This window comes from Prosthecobacter sp. (genome assembly GCF_044226605.1).
Classification (GTDB): domain Bacteria; phylum Verrucomicrobiota; class Verrucomicrobiia; order Verrucomicrobiales; family Verrucomicrobiaceae; genus Prosthecobacter.
In genome coordinates this window covers 125,702-143,952 of record NZ_JBGAGS010000016.1, presented here as the reverse complement: position 1 = coordinate 143,952, position 18,251 = coordinate 125,702, and the positions used below count along the sequence as shown (strand labels likewise).

Sequence of the window (18,251 nt, the reverse complement as noted above, 5' to 3'; positions counted from 1 at the left end):
TCCGCAGATCAAAGGGAAGGCGGCAGTGGCCGCAGGCTCAAAAGATCACCCATTTCTCAAGTGTGGCTATCCTTCTGGCTGTTGGAGACACCTACAAGTTACCGGGGCGGACCTCAAAGTCCGCCCCGGTTCTTTTTATGGTTTTTATAAATTTTAGATGACCGGATAAAGCATGAGGCTAAATTATACGTCTCTCGCATGCTTCAACGCCGCTCCACGATCCTGTTCATCATTCTGGTGATTTTGCCACTGGCCCTGCTGGCGTGGCTCGGAACGTACCTGATCCGCGATGCCGAAAAACGCACGGACGCCTCCATGCAGGCCATTCTGGCTGAAAGACTTAGCTCGGCTGACCAGCACCTGCTGCATGACATGCGACAGCTGACGGACCGGCTGGATGCGTGGGGGGCGCAGAGCATCGGCTCGGCGCGCCTGATGTCGCAGAGGCTGGCAACTCACCCATGGATCGCCCAGACGTGGTCGGTGGCTGGAGAGGGTGAGGGAAAGGCGATCGAAACCTTTGAAGGCAAGGCCGGCTACCAGCCGGGTCCGATTTTTAAAGCCGACGAGCGCATCCAGGCCATCCTGGAGTCCACGCGAAATCCGGACAGCATGCCTCAATTTGTCTCGGCACTGGAGGATGGCGGGCCGCCGTTTCAGCGGGCGAATATCTCCGGCATTTCCGGGGCAAGGCAGCGCGCCTCCGCGTGGATGACCTATTTGAAAATGTTTGGCTACCACATTGACGACCGTCCGGTGGAATCTGGCGAGCCGATGATGTGGAGCGGATGGCATGTGGGGGACTCCGTCTTCATGTACTGGCACCGGTTTGCCGATGGGAGTCTGAGCTGCGCCCTGATGAACCCGAAGATGCTCATGACCTCGCTTTTTCAGCGCCTGCCGCAGCCGGGGCTGGCCATTCCCCCCGGCCGGATGATGCTGACAACGGTCAAGGGCATCCCTCTGCACGAATGGGGCAAGAGGCTGCCCGGCTCCGAAGGACCACCTGCAGCTCACCGGGCCTGCTCGGAGCCGCTTTCCCAGTGGGAGATGGCCTATACGCCGGCGAATGAGGAGTTCCCAAAACCGTACCTGTTTCCCATCCTGCTGGGGGTGAGCTCAGGCATTGTGCTCGTGTTTGTGGTGGGCTGGCTGTACTTCCATGAAAGCGCCAGCGAGATCCGCGTGGCGCAGCAGCGGGTGACGTTTGTGAACCAGATCTCCCACGAGCTGAAGACGCCGCTGACGAACATCCGCCTGTATGCCGAAATGGCAGCGCACCGCGCGGAGTCGCAGGGCGACAGCATCGCCAAACGACAGCTGGGAGTGGTGGAGGCGGAGACATGCCGGCTGGACCGCCTGATCCAAAACGTGCTGAACTACGCACGCCAGCAGCGTGACAAGCTGACCATCCAGCCGAAGGAGCTGGCGCTGGATCAAACGGTGTCCCGCATTGTGGAATTCTGGAAGCCGCTGCTGGAAAACAAAGGCTTTGAGATCATGACCTCGCTGAACGGTCCGGCGACCATTCATGCGGACCCGGATGCCATCGAGCAGGTCCTGGGCAATCTGATTTCCAACGTGGACAAATATGCCAATGCCGGAAAATGGATCGGCATTCACACGGAGCACGACGAGCGGAATACGCGCATCATCGTGGAGGACCACGGCCCCGGCATTCCATCCGGCAAACGGCGCACGGTCTTCGAGCCATTTGAACGGCTGCGCTCCGACCTGGCCGAAGGAGTGAGCGGCACCGGCATAGGATTGACCATCTCCCGCGAACTGGCACAATTGCACCGCGGCTCGCTCACGGTCTGCCCCAATTACCGCGAAGGCGCACGATTCATTCTCACCCTCCCCAACCAGTCATGACCAAAATACTCATCGCCGAAGACGACGACCACACACGCGATGCCCTGCGTGAAGTGCTCACCATGGAAGGCTACGAAGTCATCCCCGCCAGCGACGGGCTGCAGGCGGTGGATTTCTTCCGTGCCGAAAATCCGGACTTTGTGTGCCTGGATGTGATGATGCCCGGCCTGAACGGCTACGAGGTCTGCAAGCAGATCCGCCGCCAGGATGAGAAGGTGCCCATCCTCTTTCTGACCGCGAAGGCCGAGGAAATCGACACCGTGCTGGGTCTGGAACTGGGCGCGGATGATTACATGACGAAACCTTTCGGCGTGAAGGAGATCATCGCGCGCATCCGGGCCATCCTGCGTCGCACGGCCTCTCGTGGCGGTGGCAGGACGGATGACGATTTCACGATGGATGATCTGCGGATCGTGCCGACGGAACTGCGCGCCTACCGCGACAAGGTGGAGCTGGCGCTCAGCCCGCGCGACGTGAAGGTGCTGCGGCTGCTGTATGAGCGCCGCGGGAAGGTGATCGACCGCAACACGCTCGCGGACGAAGTCTGGGGCGTGGACTATTTCCCGGAAAGCCGCGCGCTGGACCAGCACATTTCGCAGCTGCGCAAACGCATCGAAAAAGACCCGGCGCAGCCGCGAATCATCCGCACGGTGCACGGAGCGGGCTATCGGTTTGAATGACAGGTGCATTAGGCTGCGTAGAATGACGCTTCCGTTGATTTGCCTTGCCCACCCTTCGGGCTGGCGGCGGTCGCTTGTCTCGTTATCACTCGGCTTCATCACCCGTCATTCCTTCTCATGCTTACTTTCGACGCCCACCTCGATCTCAGTCTCAACGCCCTTGGCGGGTTCAATCGCGACCTGCGCCTGTCTGCACATGAGATCCGCCGCCGTGAAGCGGGGATGACGGGAAAAGGACGCGCGGGCGGGACAACGACCTTTCCTGACATGCGGCGCGGAAGAGTTGGCATCTGCGTGGCCACCCAGCTCGCGGGCTGCATGCCGGGGCCGTCTCCCATCGCGGGCTGGATGTCGCCCGAGCAGGCCTGGGCGGAGACGCAGGGGCAGCTATCGTGGTATCGCGCCATGGAGGAACTGGGGGAGATGCGCCAAATCAGAAATGTGCGTGAGCTGGACGAGATGGTGGCACTATGGAATGACACCTCCATTCCCGACGAGAAGAAGGCCATTGGCTACATCCTCAGCCTGGAAGGCGCGGACTCCATTCGCACGGTGGGCCATCTGGAGAAAGCTTGGGAGCAGGGACTTCGCGCCATGGGGCCTGCGCACTACGGTGTGTGCCGCTATGCGCTCGGTCATGACAAGGTGGGTCCCCTGCCCTCCGGCGGCAAAGAGCTGATCCAGGAGATGGACCGCCTGGGCATGATTTTGGATGTGACGCACCTCAGCGACGAGTGCTTCTGGCAGGCGCTGGAAATTCATCAGGGTACGGTGTGGGCCAGCCACAGCAACTGCCGGGCGCTTGTGCCAGATCCGCGCCAGTTTTCCGATGACCAGATCAAGGCGCTCATTGCACGCGGTGGCGTCATGGGTGCAGCGCTGGATGCGTGGATGATGGTCCCTGGCTGGGTGCGTGGCAAAACCACGCCGCAGGAAGTGGGGCTGAAGCTGGAGGTGATCTGTGATCACATTGATCATGTCTGCCAGCTGGCGGGCAATTCTTTGCACAGTGGCATCGGCACCGATCTGGATGGTGGCTACGGCATCGAGCAGACACCGGAGGATTTGGACACCATCGCTGATCTGGCGCGCATCCCGGCCATGCTGCAAAAGCGCGGCTACAAGGAACAGGACATCGCCAACATCATGAGCGGCAACTACCTGCGCCTGCTGCGTGAGGCATGGGCGGAGTGATGCGGCGCGGCAGACTTAGCCGCACTGAATTTTCTTCACGCCGCCCTCCAACTCCTCCACCGTGAACTTCACGGGAAGGAACTGCTCGATCAGCGCCATGTTGGTGCGGATGTGATTGCTGAGCGCCAGCGTGTGAAAGACACCGCTGCCAGCCAGAGCCATGGGCAGGAGAAGCTGATCCGCCAGATGCACCCCCACGGGTGCGGAGGAGGCCAGATAGGAGCGCAGGCCTTTCGCCGCGCCGGTGGCCACGGCTTCAGACGACTTGCCCATTTGGGCAATGCCGGTGCTGATCTCGCACACATTGGCAAACCGTGCGCCAAGCAGGATGGTATTGCCAGGACCGGCGCTGTCAGTGGCATAGCGCAGTTCGATCTGATCGGCGGGCCATTCCAGGAGATGGGATGCCGTGGCGATCTCACGATCGGCGATGTCGCGATGCAGATGTGCATGCAGGACGCGGCCAAAGGTTCCCACAGACTCGCCACGCTCGATGAGCTTGAGCTTCTTCCATTTTTTGACTGGATGAATTTCCGCCGTGATCACGCCACCGCCTGCCTGCATGAAGCCATGACGCTCCAGCGTGGTGGAGGCCTTCACGCCCATGTTCTGAATGACCGGCAGGTAGCAATGCTCGATGAAATCAAAGGGTGGAGCCATGGGGTTGTGCGTGGCGCCTTCGATGCGCACCGTGCTGGACTTCTCCGCATGCAGCAGCGCGGGCAGCAAGGTCTGCAGCACCAGCGTGGTGCTGCCACCTGAGCCGATGGCAAAGCTGTAGTCTCCACCCACGACTTTCCCGGGGCGGAAGACGAGTTCCAAAGAACCCAGCTCCGCGCCATCGACGCAGGCATCGCACACTTCCGCCGCCGCTTTCACGCAGGTGAGGTGCTGGCGCATGAGGCCCGGCTTCTCCCGCTTGCCGCGAATGTTTGTCATTCGAAACGGCTGGCCGGTGGCCAGAGAAAGGGAGAGCGAGGAACGCAGAAGCTGCCCGCCGCCGGACTCGCCGGAGATTTGGAGAATGGAAGAGGATTTCACAACGAAGAGACAAAAATTATGTGGTTGTTAACCGGGTGATGAAGAAGCCATGAGTCGCATGCCTCATGTACTTCATGGGGCATGCAATAAGACTCAATCATCCGCCTCCGCCGCGTCTTTGATCACGAAGCGAGCCTTCAGTTTGCATACCTGCTGGGCCAGGCCGGCGGACTCGACGCTGCGGAGGACTTCTTTGAAATCCTTGTAGGCGTTTGGAGCTTCGTCGATCGGGTACTGGCGGGAGTTGAAGAGAATGTCGTGGGTGTCGAAGTCGGCGTCCACGCTCTTTTGATCGAGCGTGCGCGCAGCGGCCTTGCGGCCCATGCAGCGGCCGGCGCCGTGGTTCACGCTGTAGCAGCTTTTCACGGCATCGGGTTTCGCCACCATCACCACCGAGCCATCGCGCGGATTTCCTGGCAGCAGGATCGGGTGACCGGTTGCGGCAAACGGCGTGTCTTTGAGCGAGTGGTGGCCACCTGGGAAGGCGCGCGTGGCGCCTTTGCGGTGCACCCAGGAGAGCTGATTGTCCACCACCTCCTGACGCGCAATATTGTGGCTGATGAAGTACACGAGCTGGCCTTTCGCCCCTGGCAGCACTTCCTGGAAGGCTTCAAGCACGAGCGCATTGATGAGCATGTGGTTCACGGTGGCGAAGTTCGCCCCGAGCGCCATGTCATCGAGATAAGCGTCCGCCTCAGGCGTACCGAGCGGGGCATACACGAGCTGCTTGTCTTCGGCTGGGAACGACAGCCCCCAGGTGCGGAAGAAACCTTCCAGCGCCTTGAACTGGCGCTGCGCCAGGATGTTCCCAAACCCGCGAGACCCGCAGTGGCTGAGGAAAGCGACATGGTTGTCCTGCAGGCCGAAAACTTCGGCCGTCTGACGCATCGCCGGATCATCGGCAAGCTGCACCACCTCGCACTCACCGAAGTGGTTTCCACCCCCGTAGGAGCCGAGCTGGGTCATCTTGTTTTCAAAGGATGGGAAGCCATTGAAGGCACGCATCTTGTCCAGGCGCTCATGCAACGCGGAAACAGTTCCGTCGTGGCCGGAGTGCGCGCTGTCTTCGCAGCGCTGCGCCCACTCAGGTGGGATACCGAGTGCTTCACACACGCTCTTGCTCGCACCTTCGGCGCACACCTGCACACCGAGAGCCTCGGACACGCGGCGGGATTTTTTAGCCTCGCGCTGACCGCGGCCGGCACCCGTAGGCGTACGCTCCACGATGGCGTCGATGAGACGACGGCGGATGGATTTGTCCACGATCGCATCGGCAGGAATGTTCATCTGCAGCAGCGACATGGAGCATTTGATATCCACGCCCACCGGGCCTGGATAGATGTGCGTTGGCGAAACCATCACGCAACCCACCGGCGCACCGTAACCGGCATGCGCGTCAGGATTGAGCACGAGATCGGTCACGCCCGGAGCAGAACGCGAGTTCAGCGCCTGGTCGATGCAGGTCTGGTCGAAGCCGGAACGGATGGCCTCCGTCCCGATCACAGTGATCGGTTTACCGGCATTGTTACGCGCAGGCAGGAAGGCTTCGGCTTCGTTGGTAATGTGGAATGGAGATGTCATGGTTGGAAATGGCTAAGAAGGGGGGGGGAAGTTATAAACCGGCGTGATTTTGGAGGACGCCGAGAAGCCTTTGTTCGGCCTCCAAGATATGCTTGGATTGAAGTTTGAAGCGACGAAGGGGAGCACCATTGGAACTCCATGCAAAATCGCGCCAGAGAGCGAGAACAGCAGGCCCATCGGAGATGCCCTTGAGGCGGTTGAGCAATGCTGCACCGTAGGCGGAGAGGGATGCTTGAATTCGCAAAGACTCGTCACTGAGACAGTCTTTGATTCGCAGTTCATAGGATGGCAGTTTCTCTTCACGAGCAATCATCTCCATACGACGCAGGCGGAGTTTGGCAGCACGCTCCTTGTCCTCGCGAGTGAGAGCTTTAGGCTTCAGGTGTTGCGCTTGCGCCAGGCGTGAACACCAGGGACAAAAACAGCCGCAACTGCTGAAATAGCGCTCCTTTGGCCGGGCGACGAGGTCGAAAGATGTCTCGAGGTAGGTGCCAAAGAAATTCGCAAAGGGCGTCAGTTCATCGGAGAGCGGGCGACATTCATCTGGAAGATTGTAGAAGTGGGTTTCCACCCACGATCTGGCCGCATGACCGGCGCCCGCCAAGTCATGAGCTTTGATCAACGGAACGAACCCTTCACGAATGGCATTGCCGAGCCAAAGCAGGAGCTTGAAGCAGCGATTTTGGATCGAGAGGGCGAATTCGATGTCAGATTTGGCGAGCATGGGACAAAAAGAAGGCGGTGACGACAAGGATTTGATGAAACGTTTTCTCTGCTCTACCACTGAGCTACGGTCCCGTAAGGTGGGACCGGAGGGATTCGAACCCCCGGCCTGAGGCGTTATGTGATGCATGTAGTTCCATCGGGCATTCGTCACCATTTTGAGGTGATGTGGTTTATCAAAAAAAAGTGGCGACAAGGATGGAGAGACTTCTCCGCATTGCTGCGGGGCGGGGTTTGCACCCGCTAGTCACGATGTAGTCCGCTCCGGCATTCGCCAGGATTGATGCGATAAGTTTAAAAAGGTGATGGCGACAAGGGTGTGAGAAACGCATCCAATTGCTCTGCCAACTGAGCTACTGCCATGCTTGCGCAGGACAGGCAGGACTCGAACCTGCGGCCGATTGGTCCCAATGTAGTTCCTCGGGCATTCGCCATCATTTTGAACAGAGTTGGAGATGGAGCCTGGTGACAAGAGTTGGAGAGACGTTACCGTGAAAATGTAGTCCGCTCCAGCATTCACCAGGCTCCAAAGGGTGGGTTGTTTACAGAGGTGTTTTTTCGATCTCGCCGACCCAGTGTTCTCCGCTGAGTTCGCCACGGGCAAAGGCCGCAATCACACTGAAGACTGAATCGGAGAAACCACCGATATTGAGGATGTCTGCGCGCTCCTGGGCCTGGGTGGTCGCGTAAGGCTGGATGTCCAGACATACGAGGCGGGCTTTCGGATTGCGCTGCTTGAACTTCTGCCACTCGCTCATCGTGCGGGTGGCGGAACCACCGAAGTGACCATGATAAGGAGTGTCCATCCACGACTCGTTGTCGGAGACGAAGATCACCAGATCTGCCTGCACCTTGCGGGCATTGAGATCGATGAGCACGGCGCTGCAGTTCGTCCCACCGCAAGGCAGAGACGCGAGCTTCTGGGCGTTCGTCATCACCGAATCACGGGGATTCAGGGACACACGAACGACGTTGTTCTCAAACGGCAGCACTTCGGCATCACGGTTCTGACGCAGGAAGGCGGCGGCGACCAGGGCGGCCACATCAATGCAGCGCACCTTGCTCGTGGCGCCCTTGCGGACACCGGTCACAGCAGAGTGCATGGAACCGGACACGTCCGGAGCCACGATCACCTTCCCCGCCACCACAGGCACATTGGAAACCGAGATCTCCATCGCATCCTGCAGCGCCTCTTTCACATCGTGCGGGACTTCCCCACCGACATTGAGATAGGCAGCCAGGAGCTGATAAGGGAACACCTTGGCTCGGTGCACCTGCTCCTCATGGCGCAGGCGGCTTGCCACCAGTCGGGTGATCTCCTTGATGGAGAACACGCCGTGACGGGCGAAGGTGTTGAGGTTCATGCGCGTCATCTGCCATGGGGCGCGACGGGCGATGGCCTGCCAGTGATCTGCCGTCAAAGGCAGCGCGGTGAGCATCTGAAACGGCAGGTCGGGAGGATTTCCCTCCGGCTCGGCTTTCCAGGCCTCGTACTCGCGCACAATGCCTGGCAGCGCCGACGCATCATGCTTGCGGCCGATGAGGTAGCCATACAGCGCCTCGCGGCTTTTCGTGGCAGGATGCGGGTGCACCATTTTCACGATGTCCGCCAGCGAAGGCGACTGCCCCACATCCGCACGAAAGATGGCCTCGTCAGAGCGGGTCTCGAACCAACGACGCACAAGGCGCTTTGGCAGCGAGCCGAGCGACTTGCGACCCGTCACGCCGGAGCGGAGGATCTGCACAAAGTTGCGCAGCATCTTGGCATCATCGATCACGCGATCAAAGATGAGCTCCAGACGTTCGGCATCGCGGGCGGCCAGCACGGCGCAGAGCAGGGCCGGCACGTCCTTCATGAAACCTTTCTGGCGGCAGTGCAGCGCCGTGCGGGCGATGAAGTCCGTCGGCACCTTCGCGCACAGCTTCAGCACCTGCTGGAGCTGATCTTCCGCCGTGGCGTAGTAGGTGCTGTTCAGGCAACCCGTGGCCCCATACTGGGCCAGAGCGTGACGTGGCGAGAGCTTGTAAGCCAGGCCACCGGCTTCATTGAAGCTGTCGGCCTTTGGAGAAAGGATGCCGCGCAGAGTGGAGAAGAGAGTTTTGCTAGCCATGGTGTTGATCAGGTTGGTTGTTTCGTGTGCCAATCCTTATTGCTAGCGCCGTGCCAAGTGCTGAAACGCGAGATGCGAACGGGGCTGCAGGCCTTGTAAATCAAGGGTAAGAAAGTTTTTATGATTTTTTGCTCTGCAATCGTCCCGAGTTTCCACTTGCTCCTATTTTATCCCATTAGATAATGTTTTATCTCAAATGCGTTCGACTAAGTCTGCCATCACCTTCGGATTCCTTGGCGCGACGCTGGATCGTGCTTCCGGGCCAGAACGCTGGTCCAAATGGCGGCCCACGGTGGCCATGTGCCAGCAGGAGGATCTGCTGATTTCACGGCTGGAACTGCTGGTGGAACCCAAGTTCGCAGATCTGGCGCAGCAGGTGAAGGCAGACATCCACAAGGTTTCGCCGGAGACCGAGGTGGTGCTGCACGAGTTTGCGCTGAAGGATCCCTGGGACTTTCAGGAGGTGTATGAGCGGCTCTATGATTTCGTCCGCGCCTACAGTTTTGATCCGGAGAAGGCGGATTATTTGATCCATCTCACCACTGGCACACACGTGGCGCAGATCTGCTGGTTTCTACTAAACGAGGCGAATTTCATCCCCGCGCGTTTGCTGCAAACTTCCCCCTCACGCGAAGGTGGGCGTGATGCGAGTGCGGCGGGGCGCTACGAGATCATCGACATCGATCTCTCCAAGTATGACCGGCTCTCCACCCGCTTTGCGCAAGAGCAGGAGCGCACACTGGATTTCCTGAAAAGCGGCATCGCCACAAAGAGCAAGGGCTTCAACAAGCTCATCGAGCAGATCGAACTCGTGGCGGTAAATTCGAAGGCACCCATGCTCATCATGGGGCCGACGGGTGCGGGCAAGTCGATGCTGACAAGCCGCATTTATGATCTGCGTCGTTCGCGTGCGGGACTCAGCGGAAAATTCGTGGAGGTGAACTGCGCCACCCTGCGTGGCGACCACGCCATGTCTGCACTCTTTGGCCACAAGCGCGGATCATTCACCGGCGCTCAATCAGATCGGCCAGGCCTGCTCAAGGAGGCGGACAAGGGACTGATCTTCCTGGATGAAATCGGCGAACTCGGCCTCGACGAGCAGGCGATGCTGCTTCGAGCGCTCGAAGACAAAACCTTCCTGCCCATGGGCGCCGACAAGGCGGTGCAGAGTGATTTCCAACTGATCGCAGGGACGAATCGTGATCTGCGCGCGCAGGTGGCCGCAGGCAAATTCCGTGAGGATTTGCTGGCGCGAATCAATCTGTGGACCTTCACGCTGCCGAGTCTCGCCGAGAGACGCGAGGACATCTCGGTGAACCTGGATTTCGAGCTTGAGCGCTACGCCAAGGTGCAGCGCCGCCAGGTCCGAATGAACAAGGAAGCCCGCGAATCTTTCCTCAAATTCGCCCGCAGTCCCGAGGCAAAATGGAGCGCCAATTTTCGTGACCTGAACGCCGCCGTGACACGCATGGCGACGCTGGCGCCGAAGGGAAGGATCACCGTAGCATGCGTGGAGACAGAAGCTGCGCGACTGATGGAAGGCTGGAGAGATCCGGGGGCACAAGCGCACTCAGGAAATGCAGTGCTCACGGAGGCACAGCGGGCGGAGATCGATCCGTTTGATCTGGCTCAGCTCGAGTTTGTTTTGCAGGTGTGCCAGGACAGCAAGACCCTCTCGGACGCAGGAAGAAAATTGTTCTCCGTTTCGCGCGCGAAAAGGGCGAAGATGAATGACGCGGACCGGCTGAAGAAGTATCTGGCGCGGTTTAAACTAAACTGGGATCAGGTCACCCGGTGATCGCTCACGCCTGCGGCTCGCGTGATTTCAGCACCTCATGCTTGGTCAGTTCGCGCCACTGCCCTTTCGTGAGGTTTCCTAGAGCCAGCATGCCGATCTTGACGCGGACAAGGCGGAGGACCTCGATATTAAATGCCTCAAGGAGGCGGCGGATGTGGCGGTTGCGCCCTTCATCCAGCACCACCTCCAGCCACACGTTCTTCTCACCAGCGCGGAGAATCTTGATGGTCTTGGCGGAGAGGTGGTCGCCCAACTCTTCGTCCACGACTCCCTGACGAATCTGCGCCAGACGCTTCTCATCCACCGTGCCGCTGATCTGCACGTGGTAGGTTTTGTCGAGGTGAGTGTCGGGATTGGTGATGGCATCCGCCCAGGCGTTGTCATTGGTGAAGAGCAGCATGCCCTCACTGGCCTTGTCCAGCCGGCCAACGGGGGAAAGATGCGGCAGCCTGGAACCTTCAAAGCAGGAGTACACCGTCTCGCGCCCCAGTTCATCCGACGCACTCGTCACCAGGCCGCGGGGCTTGTTGAGCATGACATAAAGCTTCGGCGCCTGATTGATGCTGACATCATCCATGATGATGACATCTTTTTTCAGGATCACCGGAAACTCCGGATTTTTCCGCACCACGAGATTCACCTTCACCTTACCCATGCGGATCAGCTCGGTGGCACGGCTGCGCGAGCAGAAGCCGAGTTTTGACATGGCGCGTGCGAGACCGGTGCGCGTGGGAGGTGGCTGCTGTGACATGGCGACAGACTACATGCGCGGCTTCAAATCGCGCTCAATATCCTCACGATCAACACGATTTCGTGCCTTGATTTTGTGGTCGCGCTTGTTCCGCCGCTCGACGGTCATCTGGCGCTTCTTGCGCTGTTTGCGCAGCTTGGCGATCTCATCCTCCAGCTTCAGATAGCCCTCATAGCGCTCGGCATCCAGGCTACCGGCCTCCACGGCGCCGCGAATGGCGCATCCGGCATCGGTGCCGTGCTTGCAGTCGCCGTACTTACACTGCCGCGCCAGCTCATCGATGTCGGCGAAGCGCTCCCGCAGCGTGGTTTCATTCGTCCACATCTGCACCTCTTTGATGCCGGGGTTGTCGATGATGATGCCGCCCTTGTCGAGCACCAGCAGCTCGCGCGCGGTGGTGGTATGGCGGCCTTTGCCGGTGATCTCGTTCACCTCATCCACCCACTGCCAGTCTTCTCCCAGCAGCAGATTCACCAGCGCGGATTTGCCCACGCCGCTGGAGCCGATGATGGCCACGCTCTGCCCGCGCTTGAAGTAATCCTTCAGCACCTTCAGCCCTTTGCGTTTCTTCACGCTGGTCACATACACATCAGCATCGGCATTCAGCGCGCGGATTTCATCCGCCGCCTCTTGATTCTGCTTGTCGGGATAGAGGTCCGCCTTGTTCACCAGCACGACCGCCTTCGCACCGCTGCGGGCGATGAGGGTGAAGTAGCGTTCCATCCGCCGCAGGCTGTAATCCGGCCCTGAATCCGTGACGACGATGACCACATTCACATTCGCCGCGATCACCTGCTCCTCCGCGCTGAAGCCGGAAGCCTTGCGTGAAAAGCATGTCTGCCGTGGCAGGCGGGCGCGGATGATGTTGTCGCCATTTTCCCCACCCACCTCCAGCGCCACCCAGTCGCCCACTGCAGGCAGGTCGGCATCCGTTTCTGCATCGTGATAGACCTTACCGCTCAGGATGACCTCGAACTCATCGAAGCCGTTCGTGCCGTCTTCAAGCAGCGCACCATAGCTGATCTTGTTGTCCCGGATCAGGCGCGCGGGCTTCCAGCCCTGGGCATGATACGGCTCAAAGTGCTTCGCGAAGAAGTCGTTCCAACCGAGGTCGATGAGACTTAGCGACGCCATTGGTACATCCAGCGTTCAGAGATGACCTTCTCCTTGTCCTTCAGCTCCATCATGATCTCCAGCAGGTTGGTGCTCTCGGGAATATCCAGCTTGAAGAAGGCGCGCCAGCCGCCGGTCTCGTTGTTTCGCATGACACGCTTGTCCAGCACCTTGCCTTCGCCGGCACTGAGAACGACGTCGATGTCGGGCGTCCAGTCCTTTGCCTTGTCAGCACTGTTTTCCAAGCCTTTGCCGAAGTCGATCACATACAGGTGATCGTCGGAGTCCATGACAAACCCGCGGCGTGAACTGATGACGCGGCAGAGCGCGCCGGGGTAATGCTGGTCGAGCCAGTTGAGCTTGTATTCGACTTTGAGAGGTTCCGCGGGTGTGGCTGGGAGCTGATCTGGTTTCCACATGGCCACGATGTTGTCCCAAGTTTCTTCACCGCTTGAAAGCTCCACAAGGGTCACCGCGCCTTTGCCAAATCCGCTCACAGGCTCCACCCACACTGCCGGGCGGCGGTGGTAGCTGGCTTCGAGATCCTGGAAGTTGTTGAAATCGCGATCGCGCTCCGCGAGTCCGAAGCCCTTGAGCTTGTCGGTTTCAAAAATGCTCAGGCGCATGTCGCGGCTGACATCCAGCGGACGCCAGATGGAAGGACCATCCGTAATCTCCACCTGCAGGCCGTCCGAATCGTGCACCTCAGGGCGGAAGTCATAGGGTTTGGGATGCGAATTTTCACCGAACCAAAACATGCTCGAAAAAGGTGCGATGCCGAGCATCTTCACCGGCTTGCGCAGGTGAAGCGTGGCTTTGATTTTCATCTCAGTGGTCACTCCGGGTGCGGACTCAAACTCGTAAGCGCCGGTGATGCTAGGCCCATTGAGCAGTGCGAGCAGCTTGAAGGATTTGTCTCCCACCTTGGGCTGCTGGAACCAGAAATGCGTGAAATCAGGGAACTCCTCCGGCTCGCCACCGATGGTGTTTACCGCGACGCCGCGGGCGGAGATGCCGTAGCCGAGTTGCGTGGTCACGGCGCGGTAGTAGCTGGCGCCCATGAACACCATGAACTCAAACGGGCGCTTCACCAAAGAGTCCGGAGCCAGCACACGAAAGCCGGCGTAGCCCACGGGATTCTTGGCATCCGCGGGGACCTTGAGATCGCCATATTCGAAATGACTGCGGTCAAAGGGAACTTCGACGGTCTGCGGCTCCTTGATATTGTAAAAGACCACGGGCTTTTTGAACATCCAGCCTGGATGGAAGAATTCGATACGGAAGGTGTCTCCCTGCTCGGCAAACAAGGCCTTGTCCCGCAGAAAGCGGATCTGGCGATGGCCGTCGTATTTCAATCCTTCGAAATAAGGATCAAGCTGCTGCGTGGGCGCCTGGTAGGGCTGCAGCGCGAGTTGCGCGGCCACTTTTTCGAGATCGGCAAAACCTTTGACCGTTTCCAGGGCAACCTGGGCCTGGCTGGGCAGGGCGGAAACGAGCAGAGCAGCAAACGGGAGGAGGAATTTCATGCGGGAGGGGTGCGCTAGGATGCAGCACAGAGGGTGCCAGTCAACCGGCGTGGCAGGGTAAGCTCTTGCCAAGTTTGAGGCAGATGCTGCATCATGGCCGAATGACCCCTACCCCACCCCCAAGGCTGATGCCGGTCGTCCTGTTCAATGCCGTCTACATGCTGACCTCTATCGTCATGGCGGCGGTGGCGGGCAATCGTGAGTTCATTTTTTACATTGTGATCATGATTATCCTGATCGGTGTGATGGGAGTGGTCAACCACCGTGTGCGGCTCACGGCACCGCTGCTGTGGGCATTCTCGCTCTGGGGGCTTGCCCATATGGCGGGCGGGCTCTGCCCCCTGCCCCCGGGATGGCCATACAATGGCGATCACGCAGTTCTCTACAGCTGGTGGATCATCCCGCAGAAGCTGAAGTATGATCAGATCGTGCACGCCTACGGCTTTGGCATCACCACGTGGCTGTGCTGGCACAATCTTCGCAACGCGCTGCGGCAGCCGGATGGCAGCGCCGTGCGTCCGACCTTCGGCATGCTGACGCTGTGCGCGGCGGGCGGCATGGGCTTCGGAGCATTGAATGAAGTGATCGAATTCATCGCGGTGCTCACCATTCCAAACACCAACGTGGGAGGCTACGAGAACACGGGCTGGGATCTCTTTTCCAATCTAGTCGGGGCCTCCATCGCCGCGGTGTTCATCCGGTTCACGAACCCGGCTTCGTCTCGCCGCTGATCTTGAGATTGCGAATTTTCACCGACTTTCCTGCGGCAAGCCAGCTACGGCTTTTGGGAGTGGCAAAGAACGCATGCTGCGCGCGCAGTTCCTTGCCGTCGAGACTGGCGGCCATCTGATCGCCCTGCCACTCGACGCGGAGCTTGTGCCATTCGTGTGGCTTTACCTCCATGGGCAGCTTGGCGATGGTTTTGGAAGGGGCTGCCGTGTCTTCGGCGATGCTAAGCGCCGTGGCTGTGACAACCACGCGGCCGATGTGCTTGCTGGAGTCGCAGCCGACCAAAAAGGTGCCAGGGCCTTCGATGAGAAACTCCACCTCGATGGTGGCGCTGGCGAGCCCCGCTTTGTGATGCAGCACCGGAATGTGCTTCTGCTCGGGCATGTCAAGCACGCTCAGCACGCCGCCCTCAGGCGTCCATTTGCCTTTGGCGATGCTGAAGCTGGCATCGAGCGGCCCTTTGAAATCGGGTGCTGCCAGCAACGGCAGAGTGTGGTCATGCAAAAGTGGTTTGGCGTCTTCGGCGTGGGCTGAAGTGACCAGTCCGACAAGGGCGGCGAGGGTGAGGAGTGTTTTCATGATTCGAGACTTCTTCAAGCGGGGCAGATTTATTTGACCTTCCAAATTTTAACGTCATCGATCCAGACCGTGCTTGGAACGAGGAAACTGAACCATCGCTTCATCGGATGGGCGAAGCCTTCGGAGCGGTGACGGGCAAGCAGTTTGCCGTCAATACTGAGGCGCATTTCATCGCCTTCGGTCACGAGGACGAGTTCGTGCCATTCGGTGTCAGGCTTGTAGGGTGCCGTGGTCTGCTTGGTTTTGAGAAGGGCATCGAGCTCCGCGGGAATCTTTGTCTTTTTCGCGGCCGCTTCTTCCCGCTGTTTGCGGATCTCCAGATTCATGACGCCCGTCTTGTGGTCGATCAGCGTGATGCCGCTCTGGCCGACGATGCCATAGCACAGGTGCCCCGCGTGCACGCCTTTGAGTTCACGGTCCACAAATCCAAGCTGGAGAGATTCGCCCTTGCTGAGGCCGGGAAATTTGAAACGAATGACCGCACCGCCGTCCGTGAATCCCGCGTCGTGATGAATGTGCGCGGCGTGTCCCGCCTCCTTGGTCGCGCTGCTGATTTTCAAGATGCCTGAGTCCAGGTCTGCCTGCTTGATCTTCGGAACGCGGTCGGCGGTGGCGCTTTCCCAGCCGTTGCCGATGGCTTTCAGGGAGTTGCCTGTTTCTTCGCGCTCGAAGGCATCGTGGAAGATGAGCCCGCCTTTTTCACGCAGCCAGGCGGCATCATCGGCTGTGTCTGCAAACGAAGAGGAGCTGAGAAAGAGTAGAGCGAAGAGGCGAAGGGAGGACTTCATGACAGTATCCAGGTTTAACGGTCTTAAATGCGTTTCCCTGAGCGAAAAATCACTTCCAGAACTGGCGCACCACGCGCTCCCATTCATCGGCCATCAGCTGATGACCCCGATAGGTGGGATGAACGCCATCCCATATCCAGTAGTCAGCGGGAGCACGCCTGCTGGCTTCATCAAAGACACGCTGAAAAGGCACGAACGCGGCACCATGTTTTTTCGCTAGCCGCGCGACGATTTCCTGCCGCTGCCTGATGCCGGCAAACCACGCTTCGAAGCCCTCCTTGCGCCTCCCGGCTGGCAGAGAGAATGGCTCACACAGCACGAGCTTGAGCTGCGGATTTACGGCCCTGGCTTCGGCGATGATCTTTTCATACGCGGGTTCGTATTCATCAACCGGGAGATTGTGCCCTGCATCATTCACGCCGATGAGGATGCTCAAGATGTCTGGCTTTAGATCCAGAGTGTCCTTCTGCCAGCGCTTCTGCAAATCGGGAACGGTATTGCCACTGATGCCGCGATTCATGAAGTCGAGCTTCAGTTCTGGAAACGCAGCCCCAAACCTAGCTGCAATGATAAAGGCGTAGCCATGACCCAAGATGTGATTGGGATCGGCGCTGCGCCCGCGATTGCCATCAGTGATCGAGTCTCCCTGAAACAAGATGCGTGCTTCTGGTGCAAAGGCCGCGATGGGTTCGACTGCATGCAGCGGAGAGATCAACGCTGCCATAAATAAAGTGAGCGTGTATTTCATGTGAAGTGATCAGGCGATGCCATTGACGACGTTTTCCAGCGCCTGACCACTCACCGCCGCCAGAGCGATACGGGCGGAGGTGCTGCGCATTTCGATTTTGCTTTCCACGCTGCAAAACGCGGCGTGGCAGGTGGCGATGAGATTCGGGGTGGCAGCTTCTTCTTCAGTGCGGAGGGGCTCGTCCTCGATCACGTCGAGCCCGGCACCCGCGATGCGATTCTCAGCAAGAGCAGAGAGGATGGCGGTCTTTTTAATGACGCCACCACGCGCAGTGTTCACCACGAAAGCGGAAGGCCGGAGGAGTGCGAGTTCACGCTCGGAGATGAGATGGCGTGTTTCGCTGTTCAGGGGGCAATGAAGCGAGAGAACGTCTGTCTGCGCTAGAAGTTCATCAAGTGTTCTCACACGGGTGATGCCGACGGCCTTGTCAGCGCCGTTTGGCAAATAGGGGTCGTGGAAGACCACACAAAAACCAAGAGCTTTGGCACGCAGCGCCGTGGCTGTGCCGATGCGGCCCAGGCCGATGATGCCGAAGGTGAGGGTGCTCAGGCGGCGGAGTTTCGGCGTGACACGGATGTTCCATCCAAGCTGCTTCGCCTCGGCGTCCAGCGGCATGATCTGGCGGCACAGCGCCATGGCGAGCGCGATGGCGTGGTCGGCGACTTCTTCGGTGCCGTAATCAGGCACGTTGCACACGGCGATGCCTCGCTCGCGAGCGGCAGCCACATCCACGCTGTCGAACCCCACCCCGTTGCGAATGATGGCCCGGCAGTTTTGCAGCCTGGCGATGCCCTTGGCCGTTAGGGGCATGTTGTGCCAGATGATGATGGCATTGGCCGTGCAGATGTCTTCGGTCAGATCGGCGTCGGTTTCGCAGAGCGTGCGGGTGATGCGTGCGGCGTCTCCGATGACCTGACGCTCGATGGTGGATTCCGGATCACCCTGCGGAGAAGTGGTCCAGTCGATGATGGCAATATGAGGCTGTGGCATGGATGAAATGATGGATTGGGGAGT

General features: G+C 59.3%; 16 protein-coding genes. 5 read left to right on the top strand and 11 right to left on the bottom strand.

Going from position 1 to position 18,251, the window contains the following annotated elements:
• Window positions 1-198 precede the first annotated feature (198 nt).
• From ACILSO_RS22020 to ACILSO_RS22010, 3 genes are all read left to right on the top strand, one after another.
• Window positions 199-1,875, top strand: a complete 1,677-nt coding sequence (locus ACILSO_RS22020; protein ID WP_395739619.1) for a sensor histidine kinase — start codon at window positions 199-201, stop codon at window positions 1,873-1,875.
• Entirely contained in the window at window positions 1,872-2,555 is a 684-nt protein-coding gene (locus tag ACILSO_RS22015; protein ID WP_395739618.1) for a response regulator transcription factor, read from the top strand. Before ACILSO_RS22020 ends, ACILSO_RS22015 begins: the two co-directional genes overlap by 4 nt.
• 117 nt (window positions 2,556-2,672) lie before the next feature.
• Window positions 2,673-3,749, top strand: a complete 1,077-nt coding sequence (locus ACILSO_RS22010) for a dipeptidase (RefSeq protein ID WP_395739617.1) — start codon at window positions 2,673-2,675, stop codon at window positions 3,747-3,749.
• A gap of 15 nt (window positions 3,750-3,764) precedes the next feature.
• Here ACILSO_RS22010 and rtcA read toward each other — a convergent pair whose 3' ends face one another.
• The 4 genes from rtcA to ACILSO_RS21990 form a co-directional block, all read right to left on the bottom strand.
• On the bottom strand, window positions 3,765-4,790 hold the full coding sequence (rtcA, locus tag ACILSO_RS22005; protein WP_395739616.1) for an RNA 3'-terminal phosphate cyclase: 1,026 nt from the start codon (window positions 4,788-4,790) through the stop codon (window positions 3,765-3,767).
• Window positions 4,791-4,883: 93 nt separating this feature from the next.
• Window positions 4,884-6,371, bottom strand: coding sequence for an RtcB family protein (locus ACILSO_RS22000; RefSeq protein ID WP_395739615.1), 1,488 nt, complete (start codon window positions 6,369-6,371; stop codon window positions 4,884-4,886).
• Between the two features lie 31 nt (window positions 6,372-6,402).
• Complete coding sequence (locus ACILSO_RS21995) at window positions 6,403-7,095, bottom strand: hypothetical protein (RefSeq protein WP_395739614.1); 693 nt, start codon at window positions 7,093-7,095, stop codon at window positions 6,403-6,405.
• A 541-nt stretch (window positions 7,096-7,636) separates the two neighbouring features.
• Window positions 7,637-9,205, bottom strand: coding sequence for an RNA-binding protein (locus tag ACILSO_RS21990; protein ID WP_395739613.1), 1,569 nt, complete (start codon window positions 9,203-9,205; stop codon window positions 7,637-7,639).
• A 196-nt stretch (window positions 9,206-9,401) separates the two neighbouring features.
• Between ACILSO_RS21990 and rtcR the strand changes: the two genes are divergently transcribed.
• On the top strand, window positions 9,402-11,003 hold the full coding sequence (gene rtcR, locus ACILSO_RS21985) for an RNA repair transcriptional activator RtcR (protein ID WP_395739612.1): 1,602 nt from the start codon (window positions 9,402-9,404) through the stop codon (window positions 11,001-11,003).
• Window positions 11,004-11,007: 4 nt separating this feature from the next.
• On the opposite strand, the gene ACILSO_RS21980 is transcribed toward rtcR, so the two are convergent.
• Genes ACILSO_RS21980 through ACILSO_RS21970 form a run of 3 tightly spaced genes read right to left on the bottom strand, consistent with a single transcriptional unit; the run spans window position 11,008 to window position 14,393 of the window.
• Window positions 11,008-11,754 carry a pseudouridine synthase gene (locus tag ACILSO_RS21980; RefSeq protein WP_395739611.1) on the bottom strand — a complete coding sequence of 249 codons (747 nt, stop codon included), beginning with the start codon at window positions 11,752-11,754 and terminating at the stop codon, window positions 11,008-11,010.
• A gap of 9 nt (window positions 11,755-11,763) precedes the next feature.
• Window positions 11,764-12,888 carry a ribosome small subunit-dependent GTPase A gene (rsgA, locus tag ACILSO_RS21975; RefSeq protein ID WP_395739610.1) on the bottom strand — a complete coding sequence of 375 codons (1,125 nt, stop codon included), beginning with the start codon at window positions 12,886-12,888 and terminating at the stop codon, window positions 11,764-11,766.
• The gene (locus ACILSO_RS21970; protein WP_395739609.1) at window positions 12,876-14,393 is read right to left on the bottom strand and encodes a glucan biosynthesis protein; all 1,518 of its coding nucleotides are present in this window, start codon (window positions 14,391-14,393) and stop codon (window positions 12,876-12,878) included. The genes rsgA and ACILSO_RS21970 overlap by 13 nt, the downstream gene beginning before the upstream one ends.
• A gap of 128 nt (window positions 14,394-14,521) precedes the next feature.
• Here ACILSO_RS21970 and ACILSO_RS21965 point away from each other — a divergent pair, with 128 nt between their 5' ends.
• Window positions 14,522-15,124: a hypothetical protein gene (locus tag ACILSO_RS21965; RefSeq protein ID WP_395739608.1), complete on the top strand. Its 603-nt coding sequence runs from the start codon at window positions 14,522-14,524 to the stop codon at window positions 15,122-15,124.
• Here the strand turns inward: ACILSO_RS21965 and ACILSO_RS21960 are convergent.
• Genes ACILSO_RS21960 through ACILSO_RS21945 form a run of 4 tightly spaced genes read right to left on the bottom strand, consistent with a single transcriptional unit; the run spans window position 15,096 to window position 18,227 of the window.
• The gene (locus tag ACILSO_RS21960; protein WP_395739607.1) at window positions 15,096-15,701 is read right to left on the bottom strand and encodes a hypothetical protein; all 606 of its coding nucleotides are present in this window, start codon (window positions 15,699-15,701) and stop codon (window positions 15,096-15,098) included. The two genes, ACILSO_RS21965 and ACILSO_RS21960, sit on opposite strands and share 29 nt — an antisense overlap.
• A gap of 29 nt (window positions 15,702-15,730) precedes the next feature.
• Complete coding sequence (locus tag ACILSO_RS21955) at window positions 15,731-16,489, bottom strand: hypothetical protein (protein WP_395739606.1); 759 nt, start codon at window positions 16,487-16,489, stop codon at window positions 15,731-15,733.
• A 49-nt stretch (window positions 16,490-16,538) separates the two neighbouring features.
• Window positions 16,539-17,237 (bottom strand): SGNH/GDSL hydrolase family protein, encoded by a 699-nt coding sequence (locus ACILSO_RS21950; RefSeq protein ID WP_395739605.1) that lies wholly within the window; start codon window positions 17,235-17,237, stop codon window positions 16,539-16,541.
• Window positions 17,238-17,246: 9 nt separating this feature from the next.
• Window positions 17,247-18,227: a C-terminal binding protein gene (locus ACILSO_RS21945; RefSeq protein WP_395739604.1), complete on the bottom strand. Its 981-nt coding sequence runs from the start codon at window positions 18,225-18,227 to the stop codon at window positions 17,247-17,249.
• Window positions 18,228-18,251: the final 24 nt, after the last annotated feature.